Origin of the sequence: Lacibacter sediminis (genome assembly GCF_014168535.1) — a bacterium.
Lineage (GTDB): Bacteria > Bacteroidota > Bacteroidia > Chitinophagales > Chitinophagaceae > Lacibacter > Lacibacter sediminis.
The window spans coordinates 4,206,736-4,231,523 of the sequence record NZ_CP060007.1 but is presented as its reverse complement, the minus strand read 5'-3'; the positions used below and the strand labels follow the sequence as shown (position 1 = coordinate 4,231,523).

The following is a 24,788-nucleotide window of genomic DNA, read 5'->3' as shown; positions in this document are numbered from 1 at the left end:
ATTTCTATCCTGGCCCCATTTTTTTTGCCCTAATCTTTCTCCTCCTGCTTTAATGCCTGTTGTACCAAAACAGCTTTGCTTTCACCCACAATTGCTGCAATATCTTTAAGGGAGGCCTTACGGATATTATTAACCGATTTAAACTCTTTCATCAGTGTTTCAATGGTTGCTTCTCCAATGCCTTTAATATCGTCCATCTGCGTTTTAAATGCACCTTTGCTACGTTGAGCTCTGTGAAAAGTAATACCGAAGCGATGCACTTCATCCCTGATCGTTCGTATCAATCGCAACGACTCACTGCTGTAACCAAGCTTCAATGATTCTTTATCACCCGGGAAAAATATTTCTTCAACGTTTTTAGCAAGACCTACCACTGTCACCTTATGTTCAAGCTTCAGTTCTTTAATGCTTTCCATTGCAGAGGAGAGTTGACCTTTACCACCATCAATGATCACCAGTTGTGGCAATGGTTTATCTTCTTCGATCAAACGTTTATACCTGCGCATCACCACTTCTTTCATAGAAGCAAAGTCGTTGATGCCTTGTACAGTTTTGATATTAAACTTACGGTAGTCTTGTTTACTTGGTTCACCATTCTTAAAACAAACCATTGCTGCAACAGGGTAAGCTCCCTGGAAATTAGAGTTATCAAAACATTCAATATGCAGTGGCAATTGTGTTAAGTGAAGATCATCTTTTAACTGCTCAACAACTTTCAGATTATTCTCTTTTCGTTTATCTGTTAACTGTAACGCTTTTTTTCGTTTGTATTCTTCAAAGAAGATGGCTGCGTTTTTTTGAGATAGCTCCAGCAACTTTTTCTTTTCACCTGCTTTTGGTACAGTGATCTTTAACGCTTCATCCAGTAATTCTATTTCAACAGGTACAATAAGTTCAGGTGACAGGCTTTCGAATTTATTGCGGATATAACTCACGGCAAACTCAAGTATTTCTTTTTCATTTTCACCAAGCCTGCTTTCGAGCTGCAGGTTTTCTGTTTGAATGATACTTCCATTCTGCACCATCATGTAATTGAGAAATGCTTTTTCTTCCTGCACAACAATAGAGATCACATCAGCATCGCCAAGTTTTGGATTAACTACTGTTGAAGTTGCACGGTAATTTTCCAAATGTTCAATTTTCTTTCTGTTGATCTCTGCTTTTTCAAAATTCAGATCAGCAGCAAACTGTTTCATTTCTTCTTTCAGATGCCGGATAACAGGCGATAAATTTCCTTTCAGAATATTCTTTACCTGTTCAAGATCTTCCTTGTAATCTTCCATTGATTGTAATCCTTCACATGGCCCTTTGCAATTACCTAAATGATATTCAAGACATACTTTGAATTTGCCCTTCCTGATATTTGCTTCGCTGAGATTTAATTTGCAATTACGGATGGGTATATGCTGTCGTATAAAATCAATCAGGTCTCTTACTTTGGCAACTGAAGTAAAAGGACCAAGATAAGTTGAACCATCAATTATCTTTCTGCGTGTAAGAAACACTCTAGGGAAAGCTTCGTTCTTAATAACAATAAAAGGATAACTCTTATCATCTTTCAGATCAATATTGAAAACAGGTTGAAACTGTTTAATAAGTGAATTTTCAAGAAAGAAAGCGTCCTGCTCAGAATTTACTACTGTAAACTCAATGCTATTGATACGGCGAACAAGCTCCTGTGTTTTGTATGATTGAAGTGTTTTTGTAAAGTAGGACGAAACACGTTTACGTAAGTGTTTTGCTTTGCCTACATACAACAGTTTTTTATCCGCATCGTAATATTTGTAAATGCCGGGTTGAGCAGGAATGCCTGGAAGTACTTTTTTTAATTCAACTTCGGTCATGATTAATTGTCTGCACGATCGTCCCAGATCACTTTTTCTGTAACAATATTTTCAGGTTCATTTTTCTTTGCACGGGCAGTGATTAATACAAAGCTTTTATTATGCTTCCACAGAAGTTGCTGCGTAATCACTGAATCAGCTTTGGTTTCATGACGGATCAGATAGAGCTGACTGATCATTTCCTTTTCAGGATTTACATAAATATCAACTCTTGATACAGGTAACTGATCGTCTTCAGTTTCGTAAGTGATCGTTACCGTTTCAATAGTAGCGTCAGCAAATGAAGTTTCTTTAAAGTTCTTCTCGAAATTCTTTTTCTCCAGTTCCTTCACCAGGAACGGTTGTATGATTGCTCTTACCTGTTCTTTGCTGATGAATTGTGAATCGGTGAAAATGCTGTCCTCCTTTACCACTACTTTTAAAAAAGCGAAGGGAACAGAATCAATATATTTTAATTGTCCTTTCAGGTAAGACGAAACATCAATATAGTCTTTTGGTTCTTTTTTCTGATTATTACAGCTGTTGAATGTAAGCACGGCAGTAACTGAAACTGCAGCAAGGAGAAAACGTATCATGCTGTAAAAATATCGAAAACTATATTCGGAAAGATGAGAAAGCGGTTTTCAGCTCAAATCATTTGAGTGTTTTAACGATACCGATGCGGAATCCATAATCAACCAAGTGTTCTTTGATGGGGTATCCTTCCTGAGAATTCGAAAACAACTGGTAACGCAACTGTGGGCCTGCCTGGAGTTGGATATCTTTTACATTCCAACGGAGAAATGTTTCAAGTGCCGTATTCAGGTTAAGGTTACTTAACAGATCAGGTGCCTTAATATATTTTTCAAAGTTGCTCGTTAACAGGTATCCGGAAGCAGAAAGCAAATAGGTAGGCTGAATATTGGTTGCCAGGTTCCATTGCAATTTACGTTTGCCTGCAAGTCTGAATTCAAAACCAATTGGAATTGACAACTGGTATGTTTCATTTGCCACTTCATCGCTCTTAAAAAGACCGCTGTTGTTTTGGCTACTCAATGAAGTTACCCGTTGGATCACGCCATTATTGTTATTCATTATAACTGTAGCAACCTGTGGATTTGATCTGAAAAGTTCTACATTATAACGTGTATAGTTGATTTGAATACCGGTTCTGAAGTTGATGTTTTTTGACAGTGGAAGAAGAACGGCTGTTCCAAATTCTACACCTAAAGATGGACTGTGCTTCGCTACTTTTTCAGGATCTTGCTGTAAAAGATTACCAAATGTGAGTTTGTTATCGCTATATAACACACGATAGCTGGCAGAAGATGCTATATAAAACTGTAATTGTCTTTTTGGCTTTGGAACTGTAATCACCGGCAAATCTAAATTGGCACTTAGATTTGCTTCACCCGGATCTGGTTCAACAGAAATGGATGATTCGTTTGGTACAATATCGATTGTTTTTTCTTCAACCGTATTGATAATAGCAGGTGCTGATGGTTTCAACGAACTTGGTTCAATTGTAACAGTTGCCTTTGGTAAGGAAGGCATTTCTTCTTCCGTTGCAATTGAAGCAGCTATTTCGAATGGTTGAGCAATTGATTCGTTGACAGGAGTTTCAACTGACTCGGTGGTAATTGTTTCGGGGAACTCAGTCGAAATTCGGTTAACACGAATGGCCGCACTAATAGGAATAACTTTCGCTGTATTCTTTTGGGATTGTGCAGTAGTTACAGGAACTTCCTGGTCATCCATAAAATTTGTAACGAAAGATGAGTTGGTATCTTTTGTTGTTTGCTCATCAGAAATTGAAATGGCAAAACCTAACAAAAGAGCAGCACTTAAACCAATAGATTTGAAATTGAAGAGATTGTTTTTAGGGCGAATTCGTTTCTGAATGTTTTCCCATGACTGTTGCGACGGGTACATTCGGTACTCGTCTGCCTTGTCCTTCAGCATTCGTTCAAAAGATTCGTCCTGGTACATAAAGCGCTCCATAATCAGTTTTTGGTTTGGTTGTACGGATAACTAAAACCGAGCATGGGCTGCTGCCACCCATTCACCCTGTTTCTGCGGTCGGAAAATGATTTTTTTCTGTACTAAAATCTGTTCCAGCATCGCTTTGGCTCTTGTGTATTGCGATCGGCTTGTGCTTTCTTCAATATCCAGCATCGTTGAAATTTCACGATGCGAGTACCCGTCTATCGCAAACAGGTTCAAGACCGTTCGGTAACCAATGGGCAACATACGGATGCACTCAATTACCTGTTTGGCCTGAATGATCGAAGGAACACTGTCTTCTCTTACCTGCAACGTGTGTGCCTGGCTGATATCCACACTGTCATTAAACTTTTTGTGTTTTTTAATGTGATTAATGCACGTGTGAACGATAATGCGCCTGATCCAACCTTCAAAAGAGCCTTTGTTTTGAAACTGATGAATTTGTGTGAATACCCTGATAAAGCCTTCCTGCAACATATCCTCCGCATCTTCCCGGCTACGGGCAAAACGGTAACAAACAGCCAACATTTTAGGACTATACTTACTGTATAATTCCTGCTGTGCGGCGGGTTGATTTTTCAGACATGCTTGTAAGAGTGCTTCCTCAGTCATTCACAGATGGGTTTGCAACCCTCAATTTAGACAAATTATTTGGAAATACTGCTGCTTTCCTGTCAAAAAAAACAGGGAAGCAGCAGTATATAAAAAACAGCTTTTTACTGTTTCTTTTGCTTGATCCGTTTGGGGTTATACCAAAGCCAGAACCCGGTAATAGTAAGGATTAGTAGACTTACACCCATGATGGTGGTGTAGGAGAGCTTAAATATTCCGCCGTTAGTTTTGAATAGATTATCAAGAATGGTTCCGTCATGAAGATGTTCAATGAAATCGGCTCGTCTCCGTTCGAAATGCAGCAGCTTGCCTGTTGAACAATCAAGTTGAACGGCCAGGTATTTTTCGCTGAATACAAACTTCACCATTCCTTTCGATGGCCTGATATCTATACGTTCAACAGTTGGCTTATTTACAGCCTGAGTACTATCGCCATAGATTTTAAAAGCAATGGAACGGAGCGAATCGACCGTAAGCCAATCTTTAGGGTTAGTGCTTACACCTTTCTGCGAATCAGCTAAGAGATAACCATTGCTGTTTTTCTTCCAGCCAAGCAACAGGCCGGTTGCAGCAATGAAGAAGAAAAAAACGAAAAGCCCAGATGCGATCCAACGATGAATCTTTCTATACCACCTTGTTCTTTTTACAATTTTCCGGGACATATCTTGTTGATTTAAAATTCTACTCTTGCTGCAACAATGAAATTTCTGCCGGGTGCAGAAAAGCCGGAAGCAAAATTTCGATAGTTACGATCGAAGATATTTTCTATTGAAAACTGTAAGGTAACAGCTTTAAAATAGTACGACGTACGAAGATTAAATGCAACCCAACCCGGCATACCCTCTGCAGTTGCGTATTGCGCATTGTCTTCTCCATCAGCATTGTATTGATCAAGTTTTTTCCAGCCGTTGTATAAGGCAAACAGTTCTGCCATCACCTTATCTCTTTGATAGCTGATACTTGTTTTGCCAAACACGGGTGGAATATGATCAAGTGGTTTGGATGAAACTTTTTTACTCACCAATGCATAACTGCCATTGCTTTGTTTCTCATACACAGATGAGTTTTTTGTATCGTCCGTTTCGAAACGGCCTCTTGTAAAATTGATCTGGCTGCTGAAGGTGAGATACTTTGCAACAGTTGCATAAAAGCCTGCAGAGAAACCATACAAGTAGGCTTTGTTTGCATTTGTATTGGCAAGCACCTGGCTTAATACACCGTTATACATCACAGAGTCCTGTCCATTTAAACGGAATGGCGCTTTCACTAATGCATTACGGAACCAGGTATAAAAAGTACTTACTTCAATACGAATATTCTTTCCGAAATTCTGACTAAGACCGAGATCAATATTGTAAGTACGTTCCGGTTTGATGTCAGGGTTCGGAACAACTAATTGCCTGATCGCAGGACTTGTGGCTGATTCGAAAATCTTTGCAAGATCATCAACATTTGGTGCACGAAAACCACTTGCTGCATTTACACTCAACTTAGAACCGGCTACCGGCAAATACACCAAACCGATATTACCTGTAACTGTCGTATTGTTTTGATTGATCTCGGTAAAAGGCAGATTAAAAAATGAGTTGTCAGCAATGGTTGAACGAAGACGAATTGTTTGTACACGTAAACCATCATTTAAAACAAACTTTTTGTTTTTGAATTTGAATACATGCTGTGCAAACAAACCGGCATTCAACTGTGTATTATCTCCGTTCGGATATCTTGTATCGAGTTTAGTTGATGCACCGGTATTGATATTTACTCTTGATGCAGTTGACTTCAGTGTATTGAACTGCCCGTCTGCACCCAACGTTAGTTCATTACCGCCCCAAATCTTACGTGTATCTAAAACAAAGCCCGCTACCTGTACATTTTCCACTCTTCCATCTAAACGATCGTAACGACGATAATCTCTTGTGTAACGGCTTTCTTCAATAGCCTGGTAGTTTACATTGAGATTAATATTATCGAACCAACCTGTTTTACCAATACTTACTTCATAAGAGGTGAGCAGACGTTCCTGTGGCCCATAATACCATTCAGCATAGCGCAATGTGCCGTTACGTTTATCCTGTAAACGATCATAACGGGGAACATTGTTTGTGTTTGAATATTGCACATTCAACGCATGCGATACCTTGTCTGATTGTTTAAACAACAACTTCTGCAACAGATCCCATTGCTTGTAACCGGAAAATTTCTGTACCTGCGGATCAGGATTTTTTACAACAGAATCAATTCCATTAATACGAGTCATAAAAGAATCTCTTCTGCCGAAAGTGGGATAATCATCAGGATAATTTTTCCCCATCTTCATGTCGCCAAAATCGCTGTAGGTATAAGATTGTAACCAGGCGAATTTTTTCCAGCCAAGATTTATATCTGTATGAATTGTTTTTTCATTGTTAGCAGAACTGTAACGTGCAAAGCCACTTCCTTTCAATACTGTTTTTTTATCATTAGTTGCAAGTACGGGTGCTTTGGTACGAAAATGCACAACACCGCCCAACGCATCACTGCCATAAATAGTTGATGCCGGGCCATACAATACTTCCATACTGCTCAGCATGTTCTGATCAACCGTTATAGCGTTTTGCAAATGTCCTGCTCGATAAATAAGATTGTTTAATCTTACGCCATCTACAACAAGTAAAACACGGCTTGCTTCAAAGCCACGGATAACCGGGCTGCTGCCGCCTTGCTGACTTTTTTGTACAAAAACATTTCCAGTGTTGATCAATAGATCACCGGTATTCTGTGCATTAACTCTGCTGATGTATTTTGAACTGATGACATCAATCCGTTGCGCAATATTTAATTTCTTTTCAGGAAACTTGCTGGCACTGATCACCACTTCCGATAATTCTTTTGATACACTATCTTTTACTGTTTCCTGCGCCTGCGCCCACAAACCGGCCATACTTGCCAGGAAAGCAAATACTATTTTTCTCATTCGTTTGGTTTGATAAGATATAAATACCAATTACCTGACAACAAGATTGTGTGATGCATCTTATTGCAGGTTCATTTTCAAAATCTATAGATTAAAGGTATTTATATGAATCGTGGCGGGGGAGTATGAAACCCCAGGAAAGGAGAGTGATAAAAAGATTGCCGGAACAGGCTTTTGGGTAGATCTGTTCCGGCAGTATATAAAAAAACGTTAGCTGCTTCAACCGGTAGTGCTAAGGCGGAGAATAACTGTACTGTTTGTTTTGATTGCTTCGATTGCTGTTCCGATTGCTGACGGATCATTCGCTTCAACTCTTTTTCTTTTGCATCATACAATCCGGTAAGAACAAGATCATCTCCATCAACCACGATCTTCTTTACATCAAACATTTCAGTTCCAAGCACACATTCTTTTTTTGGCTTTACCCATTGAACGGTAGCTGCTTTCACACGTATGCTGATGAGTTGCTGTTTTTCCAGTTTCTCCAGCATCTCGTGTTGTACATGAAGTTGTTTGAGTTGTAACACAACAGGCGATAACATAGGCAAACTGAAGCCAATGAGTAAACAGATTGCTGTTATCGTTCTGATGAATTGCATTATTGATCGATCAATACATCGCCGGTCATTTCTTTTGGCACCGGCAAGCCCATCATTGAAAGAATGGATGGTGCAATATCTCCCAATTTCCCGGCTTTCACGGTTCCTTTCCATGAACGGTCGATCACAAACAAAGGAACCGGATTAAGTGTATGTGCTGTATTAGGCGTACCATCTTCATTGATCATGTAATCAGCATTACCATGATCGGCTGTAAGAAACACAGTATAGCCGTGATTCAACGCTGCAGTAACCACACGCTTCACACAAGCATCAACTGTTTCAACGGCTTTTATTGCTGCAGGAAAAATACCTGTATGCCCAACCATATCAGCATTGGCATAATTCAGACAAATAAAATCGGCTGTTTCATCTTCAATCTCCGGAACAATAGCATCCGTTACTTCAAGCGCACTCATCTCCGGTTGCAGATCATAGGTTGCTACTTTTGGCGAGGGAATCATAATTCGTTTTTCTCCCTCAAAAGGTTTTTCCCTTCCACCACTAAAGAAGAAACTTACATGCGGATATTTTTCTGTTTCGGCAATACGTATCTGTGTGCGTTCATGTTCTTCTAATACTTCACCCAATGTTTTGCTGAGGTTATCAGTTTCAAATATCACATGAACGTTCTTGTATGTTTTATCATACTCCGTCATCGTGGTATAATGGAGATCGAGTTTCTTCATGTTAAACTCAGGCATATCAATTTGTGTTAACACCTGTGTTATTTCACGACAACGATCTGTACGGAAATTGAAACAAATTACCACATCACCATCTTTGATAGAAGAGTTAGCTGCATCAGCATTAATGATTGGTTTCATGAACTCATCTGTTACACCGCTTTCATATGATGCTGCAACCGCTTTCAACACATCAGATGTTTTTTCACCAACACCGTTCACCAATGCATCATAGGCCAGCTTTACACGTTCCCAACGTTTGTCACGGTCCATGGCATAATAGCGGCCGGTAACAGAAGCGATAACGCCTGTAGTTGCCGTAAGATGATTTTGTACATCGGTTAAATAAGCTAAACCACTTTTTGGATCTGTATCACGACCATCAGTAAATGCATGGACGAATACATTGCTGAATCCTTTTTCTTTACATAACGTTGTAATGGCTTTCAGGTGACTTGTATGCGAATGCACACCGCCATCGCTCACCAACCCAATTATGTGTAATGCTTTTTTATTGTTGATGGCGTAATCAATACTGTCATTGAGGGTTTTGTTACCTGCAAACTCACCACTTCGAACGGCAACATGAATACGCTGAAGTTCCTGGTAAACGATCCGGCCCGCTCCAAGATTCAGGTGACCTACTTCGCTGTTACCCATCTGTCCATCGGGTAAACCAACGGCTTCGCCACAGGTAACAAGGGTGGTATTGGGATATTGGCTGTAAAGACTACTCACAAACGGCACATTGGCGTTTTGGATTGCATCTGCGGCGGGTACCTGCCCGAGGCCCCAACCATCCATTATTACAAGGATTGCTTTTTTCTTTGTCATACGGCCAAAATTACTTTATTTGGGTCAAAATCATTCGATTACGAAAGCAGGCAACCGATGAGTATCTTTATCCGTCTGTTAAGTGGGTTTATGGCATGTTTTTCGTAATAAATGAATCAAACCTAACGAAATGAAAAAATATTACTTTTTACAAATAACCATCCTTTTTCTCCTTGCTGTGCTAACGGTTTCGTTTACACAGAAAGATGATATCGTTGTAGCCCTGAAAACCGGCAACGTTGAAAAAATGTCGAAGTACTTCGATAATACAATTGACGTAACTGTGCCCGGCAAAAGCAATGCATTCAGTAAAGGGCAAGCTGAGCTTGTGATCAAAGATTTCTTTAACCTGAATAAGGTGAAGAATTTCGAATTACAACACTCAGGAAGCAACCCTTCTTCAAACTTTATCATTGGTACCTTAACAACTGCAGGCGGTACTTACCGCACTACAGTTTATATGCGTACAAAAGGTGATAAGCAGTTGATACAGGGTGTGGAGTTTGAACAAAAAAATTAAGCAAACGGGAAAGATAAGTACGATGAGCCCTCCGATTGGCGGAGGGCTTTTTCGTGCATAACAGTGAACAAAAATTTCATGTACGTTTGCGTTATGGTAGCAAACTATGATGAACTGTTGCAACGGCTCATTGCTTCGGCATTAAAAGAAGATATTGGTGAAGGAGATCATTCAACACTCAGTTGCATTTCACCAGAAGTAAAAGGGAAAGCAGTATTGAAAATAAAAGAGGCCGGTGTGCTTGCCGGTATGAAAGTAGCAGAAGCTGTTTTTCGTTTTCAGCAACCGGATATTGTTTTTCATCCCTACAAAAAAGATGGCGATGCGATGGAGTTTGGCGAAACAGCTTTTGAAGTGGAAGCAACTGTTCACACAATTCTCCAATGCGAACGTCTTGTATTGAACTGTATGCAACGTATGAGCGGTATTGCAACCCTCACAAAAACATATTCCGATAAGTTGATTGGTTACAAAACACGCATCCTCGATACACGTAAAACAACACCTAACTTTCGCCTGCTCGAAAAAGAAGCAGTAGCCATTGGTGGTGGATATAATCACCGTTTTGCGTTGTATGATATGATCATGCTGAAGGATAATCACATTGATTATTGCGGAGGCATTGAAGCTGCAATTGACAAAGCATACAACTATGTGCAACAGGTAAAACCGGGTTTGAAAATTGAAGTGGAAACAAGAAACCTGGCTGATGTGAAAAAAGTATTGGCAACAGGTAAAGTGAACCGCATAATGTTAGATAACTTTACACCAGAACAGTTAAAAGAAGCAGTAGAATTAATTGGAGAACAAATTGAAACAGAAGCGAGCGGAGGAATAAATCTTTCAAATATTCAAGCTTATGCTGCAACAGGTGTTGATTATGTGAGTGTGGGTGCTCTCATTCACCAGGCACGCAGTCTTGATTTGAGTTTAAAAGCAGTTGTTGAACAGTAAACGAAAAACCATGAGTAAGAAATTTAAACCCGATAAAAGCGGTTTCGTTTTTAGCACTGATCCCAATTTCCGTTTCGAAGACGAGGAACAACAGGCTCAGGAAACTTTGCCACCGGCACAACAAAATCTTCGTGTTAAACTGGAAACAAAACACAGGGCGGGCAAAACAGTCACTCTTGTTTATGGTTTTGTTGGAACAGATGAAGATGCTGAAAAGCTGGGCAAGCAATTGAAAAACCAATGTGGCAGTGGTGGATCAGTAAAGGATGGTGAAATTATTGTGCAGGGCGACCATCGTGATAAAATAGTGCAATACCTGCTGAAAAACGGCTATAGTAAAACAAAAAAGGCTGGCTGACGTTTTCTGCTAAAGCAAGCAGAGATTTATTTATTTTTACACAGTAACTATAAGCCAACTAAACCATCTAACCCGTGTTATCATTCATTCTTTTAGGTGCATATACCGCAAGACTAGAACTCTTTAAGTTCTTTTTCTTTCTTGCTTTTGGAGCATTGATCTGGAGCTTTTTTCTTTTTTATGATAGCTCAGGCTCAACCAGCCGCCGCCGTAAGAAAAAGCGGGCCATCATTTTAATGGTTGTTTCTTCTGTATTGGTTGCAGGGATGTCTGTTACCTGGCTATTGAGCAAAACCAATATGGGTTGGTGGTTCGATAAGTAACATTCATTCCTTTTCGGCATCTTCTGCATCATTCATATAAAAACTCAATGCACCGCTTGGGCATTTACGTACCTGCTCAATAATTTGTTCAGTTTTTGCTCCATTTGGCTCGATCCATGGCCTTTTTTTCGGATTAAATACTTCGTTTAGCCCTTTCCAGCAAAGAGTGGAATGGATGCAGGTATCGGGTTTCCAAACAATCGTTACTTCTCTGTTCGTGTACTTGTGTGTTGACTTTGGCATCGTGTATGTCGGTTGTTTTTTGCACCATTCATCAAGTCAATGGCTGCAGTTCTCTAAAATTCGATTATTTTTATAGCAAATTAAGATATGGTTTTCAAAATTTCAGAAGGCGTAAAAGTAAGTGTGGAAACATACTACCAACCTGAATATAGCGATCCGGTTGCTGCTGAATTTATGTTTGCCTATCGAATTACCATTGAAAACAACAATACCTTCCCCGTAAAGCTTACCCAACGTCATTGGAATATCTTCGACAGCAATGGTTCTTACAAAGAAATTGATGGTGAAGGAGTGGTAGGTGTACAGCCGGTTATTCTTCCCGGCGATCAATATCAATATGTGAGTGGTTGCAACCTCAAAACCGAAATGGGTAAAATGGAGGGTAACTACAGTATGGAGAACCTGCATACAAAAAAACAATTCAAGGTAAACATCCCAATGTTTGAGATGATTGCGCCTTTTAAGAACAATTAACTGTTTACTTTAACAGGAATAAGCCGATTAGAGCCTTCCACAAAAATATTTCCTTGTTTTTTTGATGTATCTTCGTGTGCTGCATTTTTGGTTTTATAAAGCAGCTTTTTTCAATGGCAAAAGTTACTTTCAACAACAGAAATTCGGTTTTCTTTTCTGATCTCAAGCAAGCGGTAGAGAATTATTTTTCGCAAACAAATACACGAAAAACAGGCAATTTCAAGCTCTATCTTAAAACAATCGTTTTAATTCCTGCAGCTTTACTCATTTACATATTGTTATTAACTGTATCGATGCCCGTTTGGGTATCGTTGCTTTTATGCGGCGTGTTGGGTATTGTGTTTGCAAGCATCGGCTTTAATGTAATGCATGATGCGAATCATGGTAGTTACAGCAGTAAAAAATGGGTAAACAGCTTATTGGGCTATACCATAAATGCCTTAGGTGGAAATGCATTCATCTGGAAGTTCAAACATAACATCATTCATCACACGTATACAAACGTAGATGGAGTAGACGATGATATTGCACGAAGCCCGTTGATGCGCCAATGTCAATCACAAATATGGAAACCTGCACATAAGTATCAACACATCTACGTTGTATTTCTTTATGCTATTTCTTCGTTGGCATGGGCAGCTTATCTTGATTTTGATAAGTACTTCAAAAAGAAAGTGAACAATACACCCATGCAGAAAATGAGCGTGAATGATCATGTTGTTTTTTGGGTGAGTAAATTGTTATACGCTTTTTTCTATATCGCTTTGCCAATTATGGTGGTTGGTTTTGTGCCTTGGCTGGTTGGTTATCTTGTAATGGAAATAGTGCTTGGTTTTGTATTGGCGATTGTGTTCCAGTTAGCACATGTGGTGGAAGAAACAGAATTTGAATATGCCGGACCTAACGAAGCTCTGCTTATTGAAAACGAATGGGCAGTACACCAGATAAAAACAACTTCAAACTTTGCTCCCCGTAATAAAATTGTTTCATGGTTTGCCGGTGGTTTGAATTACCAGGTAGAGCATCACCTGTTTCCACGTATCAGCCATATTCATTACCCTGCTATCAGCAAAATAGTTGAGCAGAAGTGTAAAGAATACAAGCTGCCATACAATTCAATCAAAACAATGCGGGCAGCTATTGTCTCTCACTTCCGGATGATGAAACAGATGGGACGTCCACCACAAACAGCTTAATGCGGTTTGTAATCCGATTCATTAAAGATTGTCTTGTTTGATGTTTTCATCAACTGTGGTAATGTAACTGCAGGGTTTTTCTTCATGTAAGATTTTACGATCTCCCATCCCAGAAAGGCGCCGATATTGCCCGGACTTTGTTCAGGCATTCCTTGTGTTGTTGGCCCATCAGTAATAAAATTCTGGACACGTGAAGGATCAATTTCATACAGCAGATTTTGCTGGATGAAGAAGTTGTAAACGCTACGTTCATTGTCTTTACACCAGTCGAGTTGCTTTCCTGTATAACCGATCAACAATGTATCGTTACTGTTTGGCAGGAATTGATTCAACAGGTACAACCGTTTTCCTTTTTCTACAAAACGTTCAATCAGCGGATAGCGGTTGCTGCTGTCAGGATAAAGATCATCGATCACTAATGTAAATACATCACTTGCAATAAACTCTTTGCTGAAACGGCGGCTGCGGTATTGGGGTGCAATACTGCTGATGTACCCCTGATCATTATAGATAGCATAGTCTTTTCCTAAATAAAATTGCAGACCGATTGCCAGGAAATTTTCTCCCAGGTAATTAGGGCTTGGCTCATTGTTACTCATGGGGGCCAATGCATCCATTGGTCCAACAGTTGTAATGATCGTTGGAATTTGATAGGAAGGAAAACAATGCTTCACATACCGAAAGCCCTCGATTAATTCTTCGGCTGTGCTGCTGAAATTTTTATATAATTTCTGCGATTCATCATACACCGGTTTGTTGAGATGAAGAAAGCGTTTACTCCCTTCAAATGCGAGACTGTTGCTGTCAACTACCGGCCCAAGTCCCAGTACATGATTAATGAACAGTGGTAAAAACGTTGGATACTTTTGCTGCAATTGCGAGAGACCTTGCTTGGTGGCATTACTGTCGATGGCAAAGAAGTCCTGCTCAAATCGTTCTACCTTCAGATCAACCTTAATACCCGAAACATCGGGCGCATTGGTTTCATCATTACAGGCAACAAGTGATACAATAAGAAAAAGGGTAATCAAGTTTTTCATGCTGTTGACTAACGGAATATTCATATGATTGTTGTGCGGTTCTGTGGCTGAAATTCGTGAAATTTGTGCTATGAAGATATTCATAGCACAGCAAAATTATCATATTGGCAATTTTGAAAGCAATACGAAAAAAATCATTGAAGCGATCGAAACGGCAAAAGCACAGGGTGGCGAGTTGATTCTCTTCAGTGAGCTGAGTGTGTGTGGCTATCCGCCAAGAGATTTTTTAGAGTTCAACGACTTTCTCAATAAGTGCAATGAAGCCATTGATAAGATCAGGCAGCATGCCGATAGCATTGCAGTGATCATCGGTGCACCCGATCATAACAAACGTGATGAAGGGAAAGACCTGCACAATGCGGCTTATTTCCTTTACGAAAAAGAAGTAAAAGCAGTTGTTCATAAAACCTGCTTGCCCAACTACGATGTGTTTGATGAGTACCGTTATTTTGAACCGGCTTACGACTGGAACATTGTTGCGTTTAAAGGAAAGAAATTAGCGATCACTGTTTGTGAAGATATTTGGAACCTCGGTGATAATCCATTGTACCGAATTTGCCCAATGGATGAATTGATGAAGTTCCAACCGGATGTAATGTTGAATATTTCTGCTTCACCATTTGATTACACACATGTAGAAGACAGAAAAGCAATTGTAAAACTGAACGTACAAAAGTACAAGCTGCCAATGCTGTATTGCAATTGTGTAGGCAGCCAAACAGAAATTGTGTTCGACGGCGGTTCGTTAGTGTTTGATAAGCATGCAAACATGATCAAACATTTATCCTTGTTTGATGAAGAACTGGTGGGTTTTGAGTTGAACGATGACGGCACATTTGCAGAACCGGTTGTTGCAGCTGCTGATACTTTGCCTAACGAAGAATTTAGTCCGGCACATTTAGATGAAACCCTTTGCACGGCTGAAATACATGATGCCATTGTGCTCGGCATACGTGATTATTTTCAGAAGATGGGTTTCACAAAAGCTATTCTTGGGAGCAGCGGTGGTATTGACAGTGCAGTAACGTTGGCGCTTGCATGTAGAGCTTTAGGAAAAGAAAACGTAAGAGCGATTTTATTACCATCACAGTATTCGACTGATCATAGTGTAAGCGATGCAGAGCAATTGAGTAAAAATCTTGGCAACCCTTATGATATTGTTCCCATCAAAAATATTTACGATGCCTTCTTAACAGAGTTGAAACCGATTTTCAAAGATTTGCCTTTTTCATTGGCAGAAGAAAATATTCAAAGTCGCAGCCGTGGAAATTTATTGATGGCCATTGCCAATAAGTTTGGCTACATCTTATTGAATACTTCAAACAAAAGTGAACTGGCAACAGGTTACGGAACATTGTATGGCGATATGGCCGGCGGTATTGGCGTGCTGGGCGATTGTTATAAACTGCAGGTATATGAACTTGCGAAGTACATCAACCGCAATGAAGAAATCATTCCAACAAATATCATCACAAAACCTCCAAGTGCGGAGTTAAGGCCCGGACAGAAAGATTCTGATTCATTGCCTGATTATTCGATTCTTGATAAAGTATTGTATCAATACATCGAACGCCGTCAAGGGCCAAAAGAAATTAAAGCAATGGGCTATGATGCCGCATTGGTAGATCGTATTTTGAAAATGGTGAATGTAAATGAATACAAACGCAATCAATTTTGTCCCATCATTCGTGTATCGCCCAAAGCATTTGGTGTGGGCAGAAGGGTGCCGATCGTAGGAAAATATCTTTCATAAAATTTATACGCATGCAAAGGGAAGGTTTTGCTATTACAACGGAAACAAGTTTTTTCAACGTTGAATTCATTCATGCGTTTCTGTCGAAGTCGTATTGGGCAGAAAATATTCCGCTTGAAACAGTTCAACGATCAATCGATAATTCAATTTCTTTTGGTGTGTTTCATTTAGGCAGGCAAATTGGTTTTGCAAGAGTGATCACCGATAAAACAACGTTTGCCTATCTCGCCGATGTGTTTATTGATGAAGCTTATCGTGGACAAGGATTGAGCAAATGGCTGATGGAAGAAATTATGGCCCATGAAGATTTGCAGGGGCTTCGTCGTTTCATGCTTGCGACCCGTGATGCACATGGTTTGTATAGTCAATTCGGATTTTCGGAGCTTAGTTTTCCCGAACGGTGGATGCAAATTCATCAGCCGGATATCTACAAAAAATCTGAAGTGTAGCAACAGGATATAAATTGTCGGAGGTGGGTGAGTACTTCTTACTTCGTACCTCGTACTTCAGTCTTATCTTTGCCGCAAATTTTTGAGTTATGTTACAATTGGCATTTATCCGCCAGAACAGGGAATTGGTGAAAGAACGCCTGGCCGTGAAAAACTTTGCAAGTCTTGATCTGGTTGATGAAATCATTGCATTAGATGAACAGCGTCGTAAAAAGCAGCTGGAGAACGATGACCTGGCAGCAAAAGTAAATGCAGCTTCCAAGGAAATTGGTATGCTCATGGGGAAAGGACAAAAAGCAGAAGCCGAGCAAAAGAAAACGGAAGTAACACAGTATAAAGAATCATCCAAACAAATTGCAGAGGAACTCGCATCAGTTGAACAAAAGCTGAATGAGTTGCTGGTGCGTTTGCCAAATCTTCCATCAACATTGGTTCCTTTAGGTAAAACAGCTGAAGATAACGTTAATGTAAAAGAGAGTGGAGACGAACCTGTATTACCTGCAAATGCAAAACCGCATTGGGAGTTGATTGAGCAATACGATATTGTCAATTTTGAGTTGGGTGTGAAAATCACCGGCAGAGGTTTTCCTGTTTACAAAGGGAAGGGTGCAAAATTGCAACGTGCACTCATCAGTTATTTTTTGGATTATAATACTGCAGCAGGTTATACCGAATACATCCCGCCTTACATGGTGAATGAAGCATCTGCTTACGGTACCGGTCAACTGCCCGATAAAGAAGGACAGATGTATCATATGCAGGAAGATAATTTTTACATGATCCCCACTGCAGAAGTACCTGTTACCAATATTTACCGTGATGAGATCGTAAAAGAAAATGATTTGCCAATCAAGATGACTGCTTATACTCCTTGTTTCCGTAGAGAAGCGGGAAGTTTTGGTGCGGATGTTCGTGGGTTGAATCGTGTACATCAGTTCGATAAAGTGGAGATTATTCAATTAGTGCATCCCGATAAAAGTTATGAAGTGCTGGATGAAATGGTAGCACATGTTGAGAAGCTGTTACAGAATCTCGGCTTGAAATACCGCATCCTGCGTTTGTGTGGGGGCGATATGAGTTTTACTTCAGCACTTACCTATGATTTTGAAGTTTGGAGTGCTGCACAAAAGAAATGGTTAGAATGCAGCAGCGTCAGCAACTTTGAAAACTACCAAACCAACCGCATGAAGGTTCGTTTTAAAGATGAGAATGGTAAAATGCAGTTAGTTCATTCATTGAACGGAAGTTCATTGGCTTTGCCCAGAATATTGGCTGCACTGCTGGAAAATAATCAAACAGAAAATGGAATCAACATACCGGAAGTATTACAATCTTATTTTGGTGCAGATGTACTGAACTAAAAAGAAGATTGATTCTAAATGAAAAGACCCTTGCAGTTGATGTAAGGGTCTTTTCGTTTAGTAGAGATTATCTTAATGTTTCTCTTGGTCCGCCCAAAGCATAAGTTGCCTGCATACGCAACGCTTGTTTTTGCGTGAACATATACATACAGGCATCATCTGTATAATCCATATAATTCATCGTCATTTCAATACTGCCATCACAAGTACTGATCTTGTTGGCAGGCGGACATCCAAAATTATAAGTTGGGTGCAAAGGGGTGTCATCTACATAATCATTACCACATTTACGATCACCCCAAATATGCCGCAGGTTAAAGTAGTGGCCTACCTCATGTGTAGTTGTTCTGCCAAGATCAAAATCAGTGTACAGATCGTAACTGCGACCTCTTCCAAATGCACGGGTTGTTATTACTACACCATCTGTTGCTTTATTGCCACCGGGAAATTGAGCATAGCCAAGAATACCACCCACCATGTTACATACCCATATGTTTAGTGTTGTTTCCGGACTTGTTGCATCAATACCGCCACGCTTCGAATTCTTCATTGCATTATCAGTGTAGAAAGCAGTAATGGGTGTACTCTTTCTTACTATTTGTTGTAACACAAATTTTATTTTAATATCACCTGATTTTACACTGTTGTAAGTTGAAGTAGAATTCAGATCCTTGTTGCTGGCAGCAAAATCCTCATTCAACACATCAATTTGCGAATTGATCTGTCGTTCGGAAATATTTTGTGCTGCTGTGTTATAAAGAACGTTTACAACTACAGGTAATTCCAATGTGCCATCGGCCAGTAAACGATAGGCTGCCGGATCGTTCATGTATCGTGCTGTGAAGTTTTCGATCTCATCCATTCTTTTTTGTAAGGACGGATCTTGTTTTAATTGTTCGGCAAAAACTTCATAAGTCTTGCACAATCTTCCGTGTTGGTCTTTTATCTTGTTTTCTTCAGCAAGATTTGTCTGATCAGTTTTCCGCTCACATCCGAGCAAAACAAGAAAGGACAGAAGTAGTATGAGACGAAACTTTTTCATTTGTTTTAGTTGAGGTGTAAGAAATGATATGAGTCATATAAGTTACAATCTTATACTGAGGATTAAAAGCAAAACGATATGTTTCATACATAAAAAAGCCCCGTCTAATGACGGGGCAGCTTTTCTCATGTTGATTTACGAATGCTGTTAGGGTATAAGACCTGCTCTCGGGCCACCTGGGGCATAAGTTGCCTTCATGCGGCTTGCTTGCCCTGATGAGAACATGTACATGCAACGGTCATCAGTATAATCCATATAATTCATGGTCATTTCTAAAGGACGACCTGAACATTTGCTCGTGTGTCCAGATGCAGGGCAACCATAATTTGCACCGTCATGTGCAGGGGTATCACCTACAAAATCATCACCACACCTTCTGTCGCCCCAGATGTGGCGAAGGTTAAACCAATGCCCAACTTCATGCGTAGCCGTTCTGCCTAAGTTGAAATTTGCATATAAAGGGAAACTTCCTTTACCAAATGCGTTGTTGTCAATTACAACACCGTCGGTGGCAGAAGAACCGCCAGGAAATTGTGCATACCCAAGAATGCTGTTGCTGAGATTACAAACCCAGATATTTAAAGTTGTGCCAAGCCCTGTTGGATCAATACCGCCTGCTGAAGATCTTTTCATAGCATCGTTTGTACCCCATGAAGTAGTTGTGCTTGATTTCCTGGTTGTGTTAGATGGAGTCCAAAGGAATCTTACTTTAATATCTCCGGAACGTACGGATTGATATGGAGAAGCATTATTGTAATCGCTGTTTGTTGCACCAAAATCCTGGTTCAATACATCGATCTGTGATTGTATCTGTGCATCAGAAATATTTTCAGCTGCATTGCTGTAGATGACATTTACATGTACAGGCAATTCTAACGTACCGTCAGCAGTAACTCTGTACTTGCCGGGGTTATTGATATAATCCTGTGTATAAGCTTCAATCGCATCCATTCTTTTTTGAAGACTTGGATCTTCTTTGAGCTTTGCCTGCAAAACTTCATAACTGTAGCAACGGCGACCTTCAGTCATTGACTGTTCAACTTCTTCTTCAACATTTTCTTTGTCAGATACAGATTTACTACATCCAAAAAAAAGCAACAGCGATGCCGCTGCCAATACAGATAATCTCTTCATGAACTTGTTGTTTAGGTTTAAGTGTAAAAAAATGACTTGTGAATGTATTCTTTTTTTGCTTACAGCTGTTAGCGGGTGTTAATTAATTTTTGAAACGTCGCTGCAAATGGGGCTATAAATGTGTTACATGACAAATAGCTGAGAAACAGACCGTAGAACTACGAATTAACGGAGTTCTTAAAATTATTGTAAGAAACATTTCCTTAAGAATTCTTGTAGGTTTCATGCTTTAACATTGTGGTCAATTAAACAGATTACAAAGGCACCTATCATTTCTTTAAGAGGCATCTTTTATGGTGCCTTTTTTTTTGTAACGCCCAGTTATTATACATTCAATCATGATCTGCCTAAAAGATTTTACGCATTTCATCGTTTACGTTTAAACTATCTGCTATTCAAAAAGTCTTAACGCAATACTTTACCATATATGGCCGTATCAGTTCAGTTAAAAAATCAGCATTTATTGTGGCGGGCAGGCTTTGGTCCTGCTGTTGAGCAATGGAACGATCTCAACAAAACCTCTCCGGTTAAATTGTACGAAGCGTTGGAGAAGGCGTCACGTAAAGAACCAATGCCTTTAAAAGTTGCCAACAATTTTGTGGATGGATTGATGAATGGAGTTGATGGCATCAGGCGTACAGAAATGACACAGGAGCAGCGCCAGCAAATGCAAAAACAATCAAGAGAAGATATTCGTAACCTCAATCTTGAATGGTTGGATGAAATGGTGAACAGTGAGCAACAGCTTCGTGAAAAATTAGCTTTCTTCTGGCATGGACATTTTGCCTGCCGTAATTTAAACTCATTGTATCAACAGGAATTACTGCGTGTCATCAGGGCAAACGCATTAGGCAATTTTGGAACATTGCTCAAAGAGGTCAGCCGCAGTGCAGCAATGCTTGCTTTTCTCAACAATCAACAGAACCGAAAACAAAAACCCAACGAAAATTTCGCACGTGAAGTGATGGAGTTGTTTACCATGGGCCGTGGCAACTACACTGAAAAAGATATTAAGGAAGCCGCACGTGCATTTACAGGCTGGCAGTTTAAATTAGATGGTGAATTTATTTTCAGAGCTAACCAGCATGATGATGGCCCAAAAACAGTGTTAGGCCGCACAGGTAATTTTGATGGTGATAATATTCTTGATCTCTTACTCGAACAAAAACAAACAGCTACCTGCATTTCTACCAAGATGTATAAGTTTTTTGTGAATGAAGAAGTTGATCAGGAAAAAGTAAAATGGCTGGCAGATCGATTTTATAAATCAGGTTACGAGATCAAAACAATACTGAAAGATATTTTTGCCAGCGATTGGTTTTATGAAGAAAAAAATATTGGTTCAAGAGTTAAGTCGCCGGTTGATCTGCTGGTTGGTATTCGCAGAGCAATGCCCATGCAGATAGAAAATGAAGATGCACAACTGTTCCTGCAAAAAGTATTGGGGCAAATATTATTCTATCCGCCAAATGTAGCAGGTTGGCCCGGCGGTTTTAACTGGATCGACAGTTCATCGCTCATGTTCCGTATGCGTATTCCACAATTAATGGCAACGAAAGAAGCATTTCAGTTCAAAGCAAAAAGTGACGATGACCAGGAAATGGGTAAAGCAGGACGTATGCCCGGCAGGGTAGTGCAGACTACCATTAAATGGGAACCCGCTATTAAACAATTAGAAAAAACATCACGGGAACAATTGCTCAGCCATATTGCATCACTTGTTTGGCAAACAGACAGCAACAAGATGAATAAAGCAATTGTTGAAAAATTTGTAGATGCATCAACACGTGAACGCTATATTCAAACAGCCATCATTCAGTTGATGTGTACACCGGAATATCAAATGTGCTAAAACAATTTCGGATGTCGGATTTCAGATGTAAGATTTAATCTGAAATCGTCATTCTAAAATCTAAAATTGCCCTCATGTATATAAAGCGTAAAGAATTCATCCAGCTCGGTTCACTTGCAACAGCATCCATGTTGATGCCGCAATTCTTAAAAGCATTTGAAACGGGTAAACTTGTTCCTCCGGGAAATAAAGTAACGGTCATCATTCAGTTGAGTGGTGGTAACGATGGATTGAATACAGTGATCCCTTACCGGAACGATTTGTATTACAGCAATCGTCCACGTTTAGGTATTCAACGCAATGCCGCATTGGCATTAACTGATGAAGCAGGCTTGCATCCATCACTTACTGCATTTAAAGAATTGTATGATGAGGGCAGCATGGGTATTTTCAACAGTGTGGGCTATCCCAATCCGGATAAAAGTCATTTCCGCAGTATGGATATCTGGCACACAGCAAGTGATAGTCGTGATTACTGGAACACCGGTTGGGTTGGCAGATATTTAGATGACCAATGCAAAGGTTGCGATAAACCAACACAGGCATTGGAGATCGATGATGTGTTAAGTCTTGCGTTGAAAGGCAATGATATTAAAGGCATAGCTGTTGAAGATCCACGCCGGTTGTATACAACCAGCCAGGAACGTTACTTCAAAGAAATCATGAAGCAGCATCAACAGGAACATGAGCGCCCGGTTGATTATCTATACAAGACAATGGCTGAAACCATTTCAAGTGCTGATTATATTTTTAAACAAAGCAAGCAACGTCCATCAGCAGAATCTTATCCCAACTCTGATTTGGGTAAAGGATTAAAAACAATTGCATCGCTCATCTTTAGTGAGATCAATACCAAAGTGTATTACATCTCTTTGGGAAGTTTTGATACTCACATCAACCAGGAGGGTCAGCAGAAGCGTTTGTTTACAGAGCTGAATGATGCAGTGAAAGCATTTGTAAAAGACCTGAAAGCAAATAACCGTTTTGATGATGTGTTGTTGTTTACCTTTTCAGAATTTGGAAGAAGAGTGGCACAAAATGCAAGCAACGGTACCGATCACGGTAAAGCAAACAATATGTTCTTCATCGGCGGAGGTTTAAAAAAGCAAGGCATTTATAACCCATTGCCGGATTTGACAAACCTTGATGATGGCGACGTAAAATTCCAACTCGATTTCAAGCAGGTGTACGCAACTGTTCTCAACAAATGGATGGGAGCAGATGCCGATGCAATCTTAAAACAGTCCATTAAACCATTGGATTTCATTTGATAACGGAGAACGGGTGTGCAACACATTAAGTGTGGCCCACTCTGCATCTCGTAAAATTACTGTCTGATTATTAGGTGAAAACTCCTATTGTTTAAGGCGCACATGCCGTCTATATTTGTATTGTCCAATTATTTGAGAAACCAAACATCGTCCAATTCCTATGGAAGTATCTTACTTCTTCCGTAAAAAAAGGCTTCATGCATTCAGTATCGAATCATTATTCGATAATGTGCAGGCTCAGGTTGCAGAAACAACCGGCATTAAAGCTAATAAAGTTGAGGTGCCATCTATCCGCAACATCTTCGCAAATATTTTCAAATCACGCAGCAGTCAATCGCAGATCAATCACATCACCGGTGATATTCATTATGTATCACTTGGTATGAAAAAGCGTAATACAGTGTTGACTATCCACGACTGTGTGTTCTTAACAAAATATGGCAAGACCAATTTTAAATACTGGCTGTTTAAATTCTTCTGGTATCAATTACCAATGTGGCGTGCAAATACCATTACGGTGATCAGCGAAAAAACAAAACGTGAATTGATCAACCTCACTGGTGTTAATGCAGATAAGGTGAAAGTGGTTCCAAACTTTTTTGATCCACGATTTGAGTTTACACCAAAGAAATTCAACGCACAAAAGCCACGTATCCTTCAGATAGGGACAAAAGAAAATAAGAACATTCACAACCTGGCGAAAGCATTAAAAGGTGTGAATTGTGAATTGCATATCATTGGCAGTTTGGATGTGGAAACACAACTCATTCTCCAGGAAAATAAAATTGATTTTAAAACACATACTAACCTTTCGTTTGATCAACTGAAACATCAGTATGAATTGTGTGATATGGTTGTGTTTGCTTCAACTTATGAAGGTTTTGGTTTACCCATCCTTGAAGCATGTGCAGTTGGTCGCCCGTTGGTGACAAGCCGCATTTCACCAATGGATGAAATTTCAGACGATGCAGCATGCAAAGTAAATCCTTATAATATTCTTGATATCCGCCGTGGTATTTTAAACGTAATTGAAAACGAAGCATACCGTGATCAATTAGTGAATAACGGATGGAAGATGCGTTACAAATACAGCATCAGCAACATCACCAATAAATACACTGAGCTGTATGAAGAAGTTGCCGCAAGACCGGCGCAGGAATTTTTTATTCTTCGTCCTGCAAAAGCAGCCGCTTCGTTACTTGGACTGATCTAACTCAACCCTGTACTTACTAACCCGTTCGCATAGTTGTAGTTTTAAAACATAAAGCCTCCGTTCAGGAGGCTTTTGTTTTTTCCGTCTGACG

Annotated in this window: 24 protein-coding genes; 12 read left to right on the top strand and 12 right to left on the bottom strand. The window is 39.8% G+C overall.

Annotated features, from left to right (window positions below; translation table 11 throughout):
* Nucleotides 1–29: 29 nt before the first annotated feature.
* From uvrC to gpmI, 8 genes are all read right to left on the bottom strand, one after another.
* Entirely contained in the window at nt 30–1,844 is a 1,815-nt protein-coding gene (gene uvrC / locus H4075_RS18000; RefSeq protein WP_182802208.1) for an excinuclease ABC subunit UvrC, read from the bottom strand.
* 2 nt (nt 1,845–1,846) lie between these two features.
* Nucleotides 1,847–2,419 (bottom strand): hypothetical protein, encoded by a 573-nt coding sequence (locus tag H4075_RS17995; RefSeq protein ID WP_182802207.1) that lies wholly within the window; start codon nt 2,417–2,419, stop codon nt 1,847–1,849.
* 58 nt (nt 2,420–2,477) lie between these two features.
* Entirely contained in the window at nt 2,478–3,824 is a 1,347-nt protein-coding gene (locus tag H4075_RS17990) for a porin family protein (RefSeq protein WP_182802206.1), read from the bottom strand.
* Between the two features lie 30 nt (nt 3,825–3,854).
* Nucleotides 3,855–4,439: an RNA polymerase sigma factor gene (locus H4075_RS17985; protein WP_182802205.1), complete on the bottom strand. Its 585-nt coding sequence runs from the start codon at nt 4,437–4,439 to the stop codon at nt 3,855–3,857.
* A 104-nt stretch (nt 4,440–4,543) separates the two neighbouring features.
* Complete coding sequence (locus tag H4075_RS17980) at nt 4,544–5,101, bottom strand: PepSY-associated TM helix domain-containing protein (RefSeq protein WP_182802204.1); 558 nt, start codon at nt 5,099–5,101, stop codon at nt 4,544–4,546.
* A gap of 11 nt (nt 5,102–5,112) precedes the next feature.
* Nucleotides 5,113–7,395 (bottom strand): TonB-dependent receptor, encoded by a 2,283-nt coding sequence (locus H4075_RS17975; protein WP_182802203.1) that lies wholly within the window; start codon nt 7,393–7,395, stop codon nt 5,113–5,115.
* Between the two features lie 101 nt (nt 7,396–7,496).
* Nucleotides 7,497–7,994: a hypothetical protein gene (locus tag H4075_RS17970; RefSeq protein ID WP_182802202.1), complete on the bottom strand. Its 498-nt coding sequence runs from the start codon at nt 7,992–7,994 to the stop codon at nt 7,497–7,499.
* Nucleotides 7,994–9,514 (bottom strand): 2,3-bisphosphoglycerate-independent phosphoglycerate mutase, encoded by a 1,521-nt coding sequence (gene gpmI / locus H4075_RS17965; RefSeq protein WP_182802201.1) that lies wholly within the window; start codon nt 9,512–9,514, stop codon nt 7,994–7,996. Before gpmI ends, H4075_RS17970 begins: the two co-directional genes overlap by 1 nt.
* A gap of 130 nt (nt 9,515–9,644) precedes the next feature.
* On the opposite strand from gpmI, the gene H4075_RS17960 reads away from it, so the two are divergent.
* From H4075_RS17960 to H4075_RS17945, 4 genes are all read left to right on the top strand, one after another.
* A complete protein-coding gene (locus tag H4075_RS17960; protein WP_182802200.1) occupies nt 9,645–10,034 on the top strand; it encodes a DUF4783 domain-containing protein in 390 nt (129 codons plus the stop codon).
* A 78-nt stretch (nt 10,035–10,112) separates the two neighbouring features.
* Entirely contained in the window at nt 10,113–10,988 is an 876-nt protein-coding gene (gene nadC / locus H4075_RS17955; RefSeq protein ID WP_255460227.1) for a carboxylating nicotinate-nucleotide diphosphorylase, read from the top strand.
* 10 nt (nt 10,989–10,998) lie between these two features.
* Entirely contained in the window at nt 10,999–11,346 is a 348-nt protein-coding gene (locus H4075_RS17950) for a translation initiation factor (protein WP_182802199.1), read from the top strand.
* 74 nt (nt 11,347–11,420) lie between these two features.
* On the top strand, nt 11,421–11,669 hold the full coding sequence (locus H4075_RS17945) for a hypothetical protein (RefSeq protein WP_182802198.1): 249 nt from the start codon (nt 11,421–11,423) through the stop codon (nt 11,667–11,669).
* A gap of 3 nt (nt 11,670–11,672) precedes the next feature.
* Here H4075_RS17945 and H4075_RS17940 read toward each other — a convergent pair whose 3' ends face one another.
* Nucleotides 11,673–11,912: a (4Fe-4S)-binding protein gene (locus H4075_RS17940; protein WP_182802197.1), complete on the bottom strand. Its 240-nt coding sequence runs from the start codon at nt 11,910–11,912 to the stop codon at nt 11,673–11,675.
* Nucleotides 11,913–11,999: 87 nt separating this feature from the next.
* On the opposite strand from H4075_RS17940, the gene apaG reads away from it, so the two are divergent.
* Nucleotides 12,000–12,386 carry a Co2+/Mg2+ efflux protein ApaG gene (apaG, locus tag H4075_RS17935; RefSeq protein WP_182802196.1) on the top strand — a complete coding sequence of 129 codons (387 nt, stop codon included), beginning with the start codon at nt 12,000–12,002 and terminating at the stop codon, nt 12,384–12,386.
* Nucleotides 12,387–12,499: 113 nt separating this feature from the next.
* A complete protein-coding gene (locus tag H4075_RS17930; protein ID WP_182802195.1) occupies nt 12,500–13,582 on the top strand; it encodes a fatty acid desaturase family protein in 1,083 nt (360 codons plus the stop codon).
* On the opposite strand, the gene gldB is transcribed toward H4075_RS17930, so the two are convergent.
* On the bottom strand, nt 13,579–14,622 hold the full coding sequence (gldB, locus tag H4075_RS17925; protein ID WP_182802194.1) for a gliding motility lipoprotein GldB: 1,044 nt from the start codon (nt 14,620–14,622) through the stop codon (nt 13,579–13,581). The genes H4075_RS17930 and gldB overlap by 4 nt on opposite strands.
* A 70-nt stretch (nt 14,623–14,692) precedes the next feature.
* On the opposite strand from gldB, the gene H4075_RS17920 reads away from it, so the two are divergent.
* The 3 genes from H4075_RS17920 (at nt 14,693) to serS (ending at nt 18,185) form a co-directional block, all read left to right on the top strand.
* Entirely contained in the window at nt 14,693–16,375 is a 1,683-nt protein-coding gene (locus tag H4075_RS17920; protein ID WP_182802193.1) for an NAD+ synthase, read from the top strand.
* Between the two features lie 11 nt (nt 16,376–16,386).
* On the top strand, nt 16,387–16,824 hold the full coding sequence (locus H4075_RS17915; protein WP_182802192.1) for a GNAT family N-acetyltransferase: 438 nt from the start codon (nt 16,387–16,389) through the stop codon (nt 16,822–16,824).
* Nucleotides 16,825–16,913: 89 nt separating this feature from the next.
* Nucleotides 16,914–18,185, top strand: coding sequence for a serine--tRNA ligase (gene serS / locus H4075_RS17910; protein ID WP_182802191.1), 1,272 nt, complete (start codon nt 16,914–16,916; stop codon nt 18,183–18,185).
* A gap of 67 nt (nt 18,186–18,252) precedes the next feature.
* Here the strand turns inward: serS and H4075_RS17905 are convergent, their stop codons facing one another.
* Both H4075_RS17905 and H4075_RS17900 read right to left on the bottom strand, forming a co-directional pair.
* Nucleotides 18,253–19,227 (bottom strand): zinc metalloprotease, encoded by a 975-nt coding sequence (locus H4075_RS17905; RefSeq protein ID WP_182802190.1) that lies wholly within the window; start codon nt 19,225–19,227, stop codon nt 18,253–18,255.
* A gap of 147 nt (nt 19,228–19,374) precedes the next feature.
* Complete coding sequence (locus H4075_RS17900; protein WP_182802189.1) at nt 19,375–20,361, bottom strand: zinc metalloprotease; 987 nt, start codon at nt 20,359–20,361, stop codon at nt 19,375–19,377.
* A 427-nt stretch (nt 20,362–20,788) separates the two neighbouring features.
* On the opposite strand from H4075_RS17900, the gene H4075_RS17895 reads away from it, so the two are divergent.
* The 3 genes from H4075_RS17895 (at nt 20,789) to H4075_RS17885 (ending at nt 24,697) form a co-directional block, all read left to right on the top strand.
* Complete coding sequence (locus tag H4075_RS17895) at nt 20,789–22,213, top strand: DUF1800 domain-containing protein (RefSeq protein ID WP_182802188.1); 1,425 nt, start codon at nt 20,789–20,791, stop codon at nt 22,211–22,213.
* Nucleotides 22,214–22,287: 74 nt separating this feature from the next.
* Complete coding sequence (locus H4075_RS17890; protein ID WP_182802187.1) at nt 22,288–23,484, top strand: DUF1501 domain-containing protein; 1,197 nt, start codon at nt 22,288–22,290, stop codon at nt 23,482–23,484.
* A 160-nt stretch (nt 23,485–23,644) separates the two neighbouring features.
* Nucleotides 23,645–24,697 carry a glycosyltransferase family 4 protein gene (locus H4075_RS17885; protein ID WP_182802186.1) on the top strand — a complete coding sequence of 351 codons (1,053 nt, stop codon included), beginning with the start codon at nt 23,645–23,647 and terminating at the stop codon, nt 24,695–24,697.
* Nucleotides 24,698–24,788: the final 91 nt, after the last annotated feature.

What these genes read in the sequence shown, in the direction of transcription:
- H4075_RS17970 (WP_182802202.1), bottom strand. Translation starts at nt 7,994, where the DNA reads ATGCAATTCATCAGAACGATAACAGCAATCTGTTTACTCATTGGCTTC.
- apaG (WP_182802196.1), top strand. Translation starts at nt 12,000, where the DNA reads ATGGTTTTCAAAATTTCAGAAGGCGTAAAAGTAAGTGTGGAAACATAC.
- H4075_RS17995 (WP_182802207.1), bottom strand. Translation starts at nt 2,419, where the DNA reads ATGATACGTTTTCTCCTTGCTGCAGTTTCAGTTACTGCCGTGCTTACA.
- H4075_RS17960 (WP_182802200.1), top strand. Translation starts at nt 9,645, where the DNA reads ATGAAAAAATATTACTTTTTACAAATAACCATCCTTTTTCTCCTTGCT.
- serS (WP_182802191.1), top strand. Translation starts at nt 16,914, where the DNA reads ATGTTACAATTGGCATTTATCCGCCAGAACAGGGAATTGGTGAAAGAA.
- H4075_RS17985 (WP_182802205.1), bottom strand. Translation starts at nt 4,439, where the DNA reads ATGACTGAGGAAGCACTCTTACAAGCATGTCTGAAAAATCAACCCGCC.
- H4075_RS17940 (WP_182802197.1), bottom strand. Translation starts at nt 11,912, where the DNA reads ATGCCAAAGTCAACACACAAGTACACGAACAGAGAAGTAACGATTGTT.
- H4075_RS17915 (WP_182802192.1), top strand. Translation starts at nt 16,387, where the DNA reads ATGCAAAGGGAAGGTTTTGCTATTACAACGGAAACAAGTTTTTTCAAC.
- H4075_RS17905 (WP_182802190.1), bottom strand. Translation starts at nt 19,227, where the DNA reads ATGAAAAAGTTTCGTCTCATACTACTTCTGTCCTTTCTTGTTTTGCTC.
- H4075_RS17890 (WP_182802187.1), top strand. Translation starts at nt 22,288, where the DNA reads ATGTATATAAAGCGTAAAGAATTCATCCAGCTCGGTTCACTTGCAACA.
- gpmI (WP_182802201.1), bottom strand. Translation starts at nt 9,514, where the DNA reads ATGACAAAGAAAAAAGCAATCCTTGTAATAATGGATGGTTGGGGCCTC.
- nadC (WP_255460227.1), top strand. Translation starts at nt 10,113, where the DNA reads ATGTACGTTTGCGTTATGGTAGCAAACTATGATGAACTGTTGCAACGG.
- gldB (WP_182802194.1), bottom strand. Translation starts at nt 14,622, where the DNA reads ATGAAAAACTTGATTACCCTTTTTCTTATTGTATCACTTGTTGCCTGT.
- H4075_RS17920 (WP_182802193.1), top strand. Translation starts at nt 14,693, where the DNA reads ATGAAGATATTCATAGCACAGCAAAATTATCATATTGGCAATTTTGAA.
- uvrC (WP_182802208.1), bottom strand. Translation starts at nt 1,844, where the DNA reads ATGACCGAAGTTGAATTAAAAAAAGTACTTCCAGGCATTCCTGCTCAA.
- H4075_RS17885 (WP_182802186.1), top strand. Translation starts at nt 23,645, where the DNA reads ATGGAAGTATCTTACTTCTTCCGTAAAAAAAGGCTTCATGCATTCAGT.
- H4075_RS17930 (WP_182802195.1), top strand. Translation starts at nt 12,500, where the DNA reads ATGGCAAAAGTTACTTTCAACAACAGAAATTCGGTTTTCTTTTCTGAT.
- H4075_RS17950 (WP_182802199.1), top strand. Translation starts at nt 10,999, where the DNA reads ATGAGTAAGAAATTTAAACCCGATAAAAGCGGTTTCGTTTTTAGCACT.
- H4075_RS17980 (WP_182802204.1), bottom strand. Translation starts at nt 5,101, where the DNA reads ATGTCCCGGAAAATTGTAAAAAGAACAAGGTGGTATAGAAAGATTCAT.
- H4075_RS17990 (WP_182802206.1), bottom strand. Translation starts at nt 3,824, where the DNA reads ATGGAGCGCTTTATGTACCAGGACGAATCTTTTGAACGAATGCTGAAG.
- H4075_RS17895 (WP_182802188.1), top strand. Translation starts at nt 20,789, where the DNA reads ATGGCCGTATCAGTTCAGTTAAAAAATCAGCATTTATTGTGGCGGGCA.
- H4075_RS17975 (WP_182802203.1), bottom strand. Translation starts at nt 7,395, where the DNA reads ATGAGAAAAATAGTATTTGCTTTCCTGGCAAGTATGGCCGGTTTGTGG.
- H4075_RS17900 (WP_182802189.1), bottom strand. Translation starts at nt 20,361, where the DNA reads ATGAAGAGATTATCTGTATTGGCAGCGGCATCGCTGTTGCTTTTTTTT.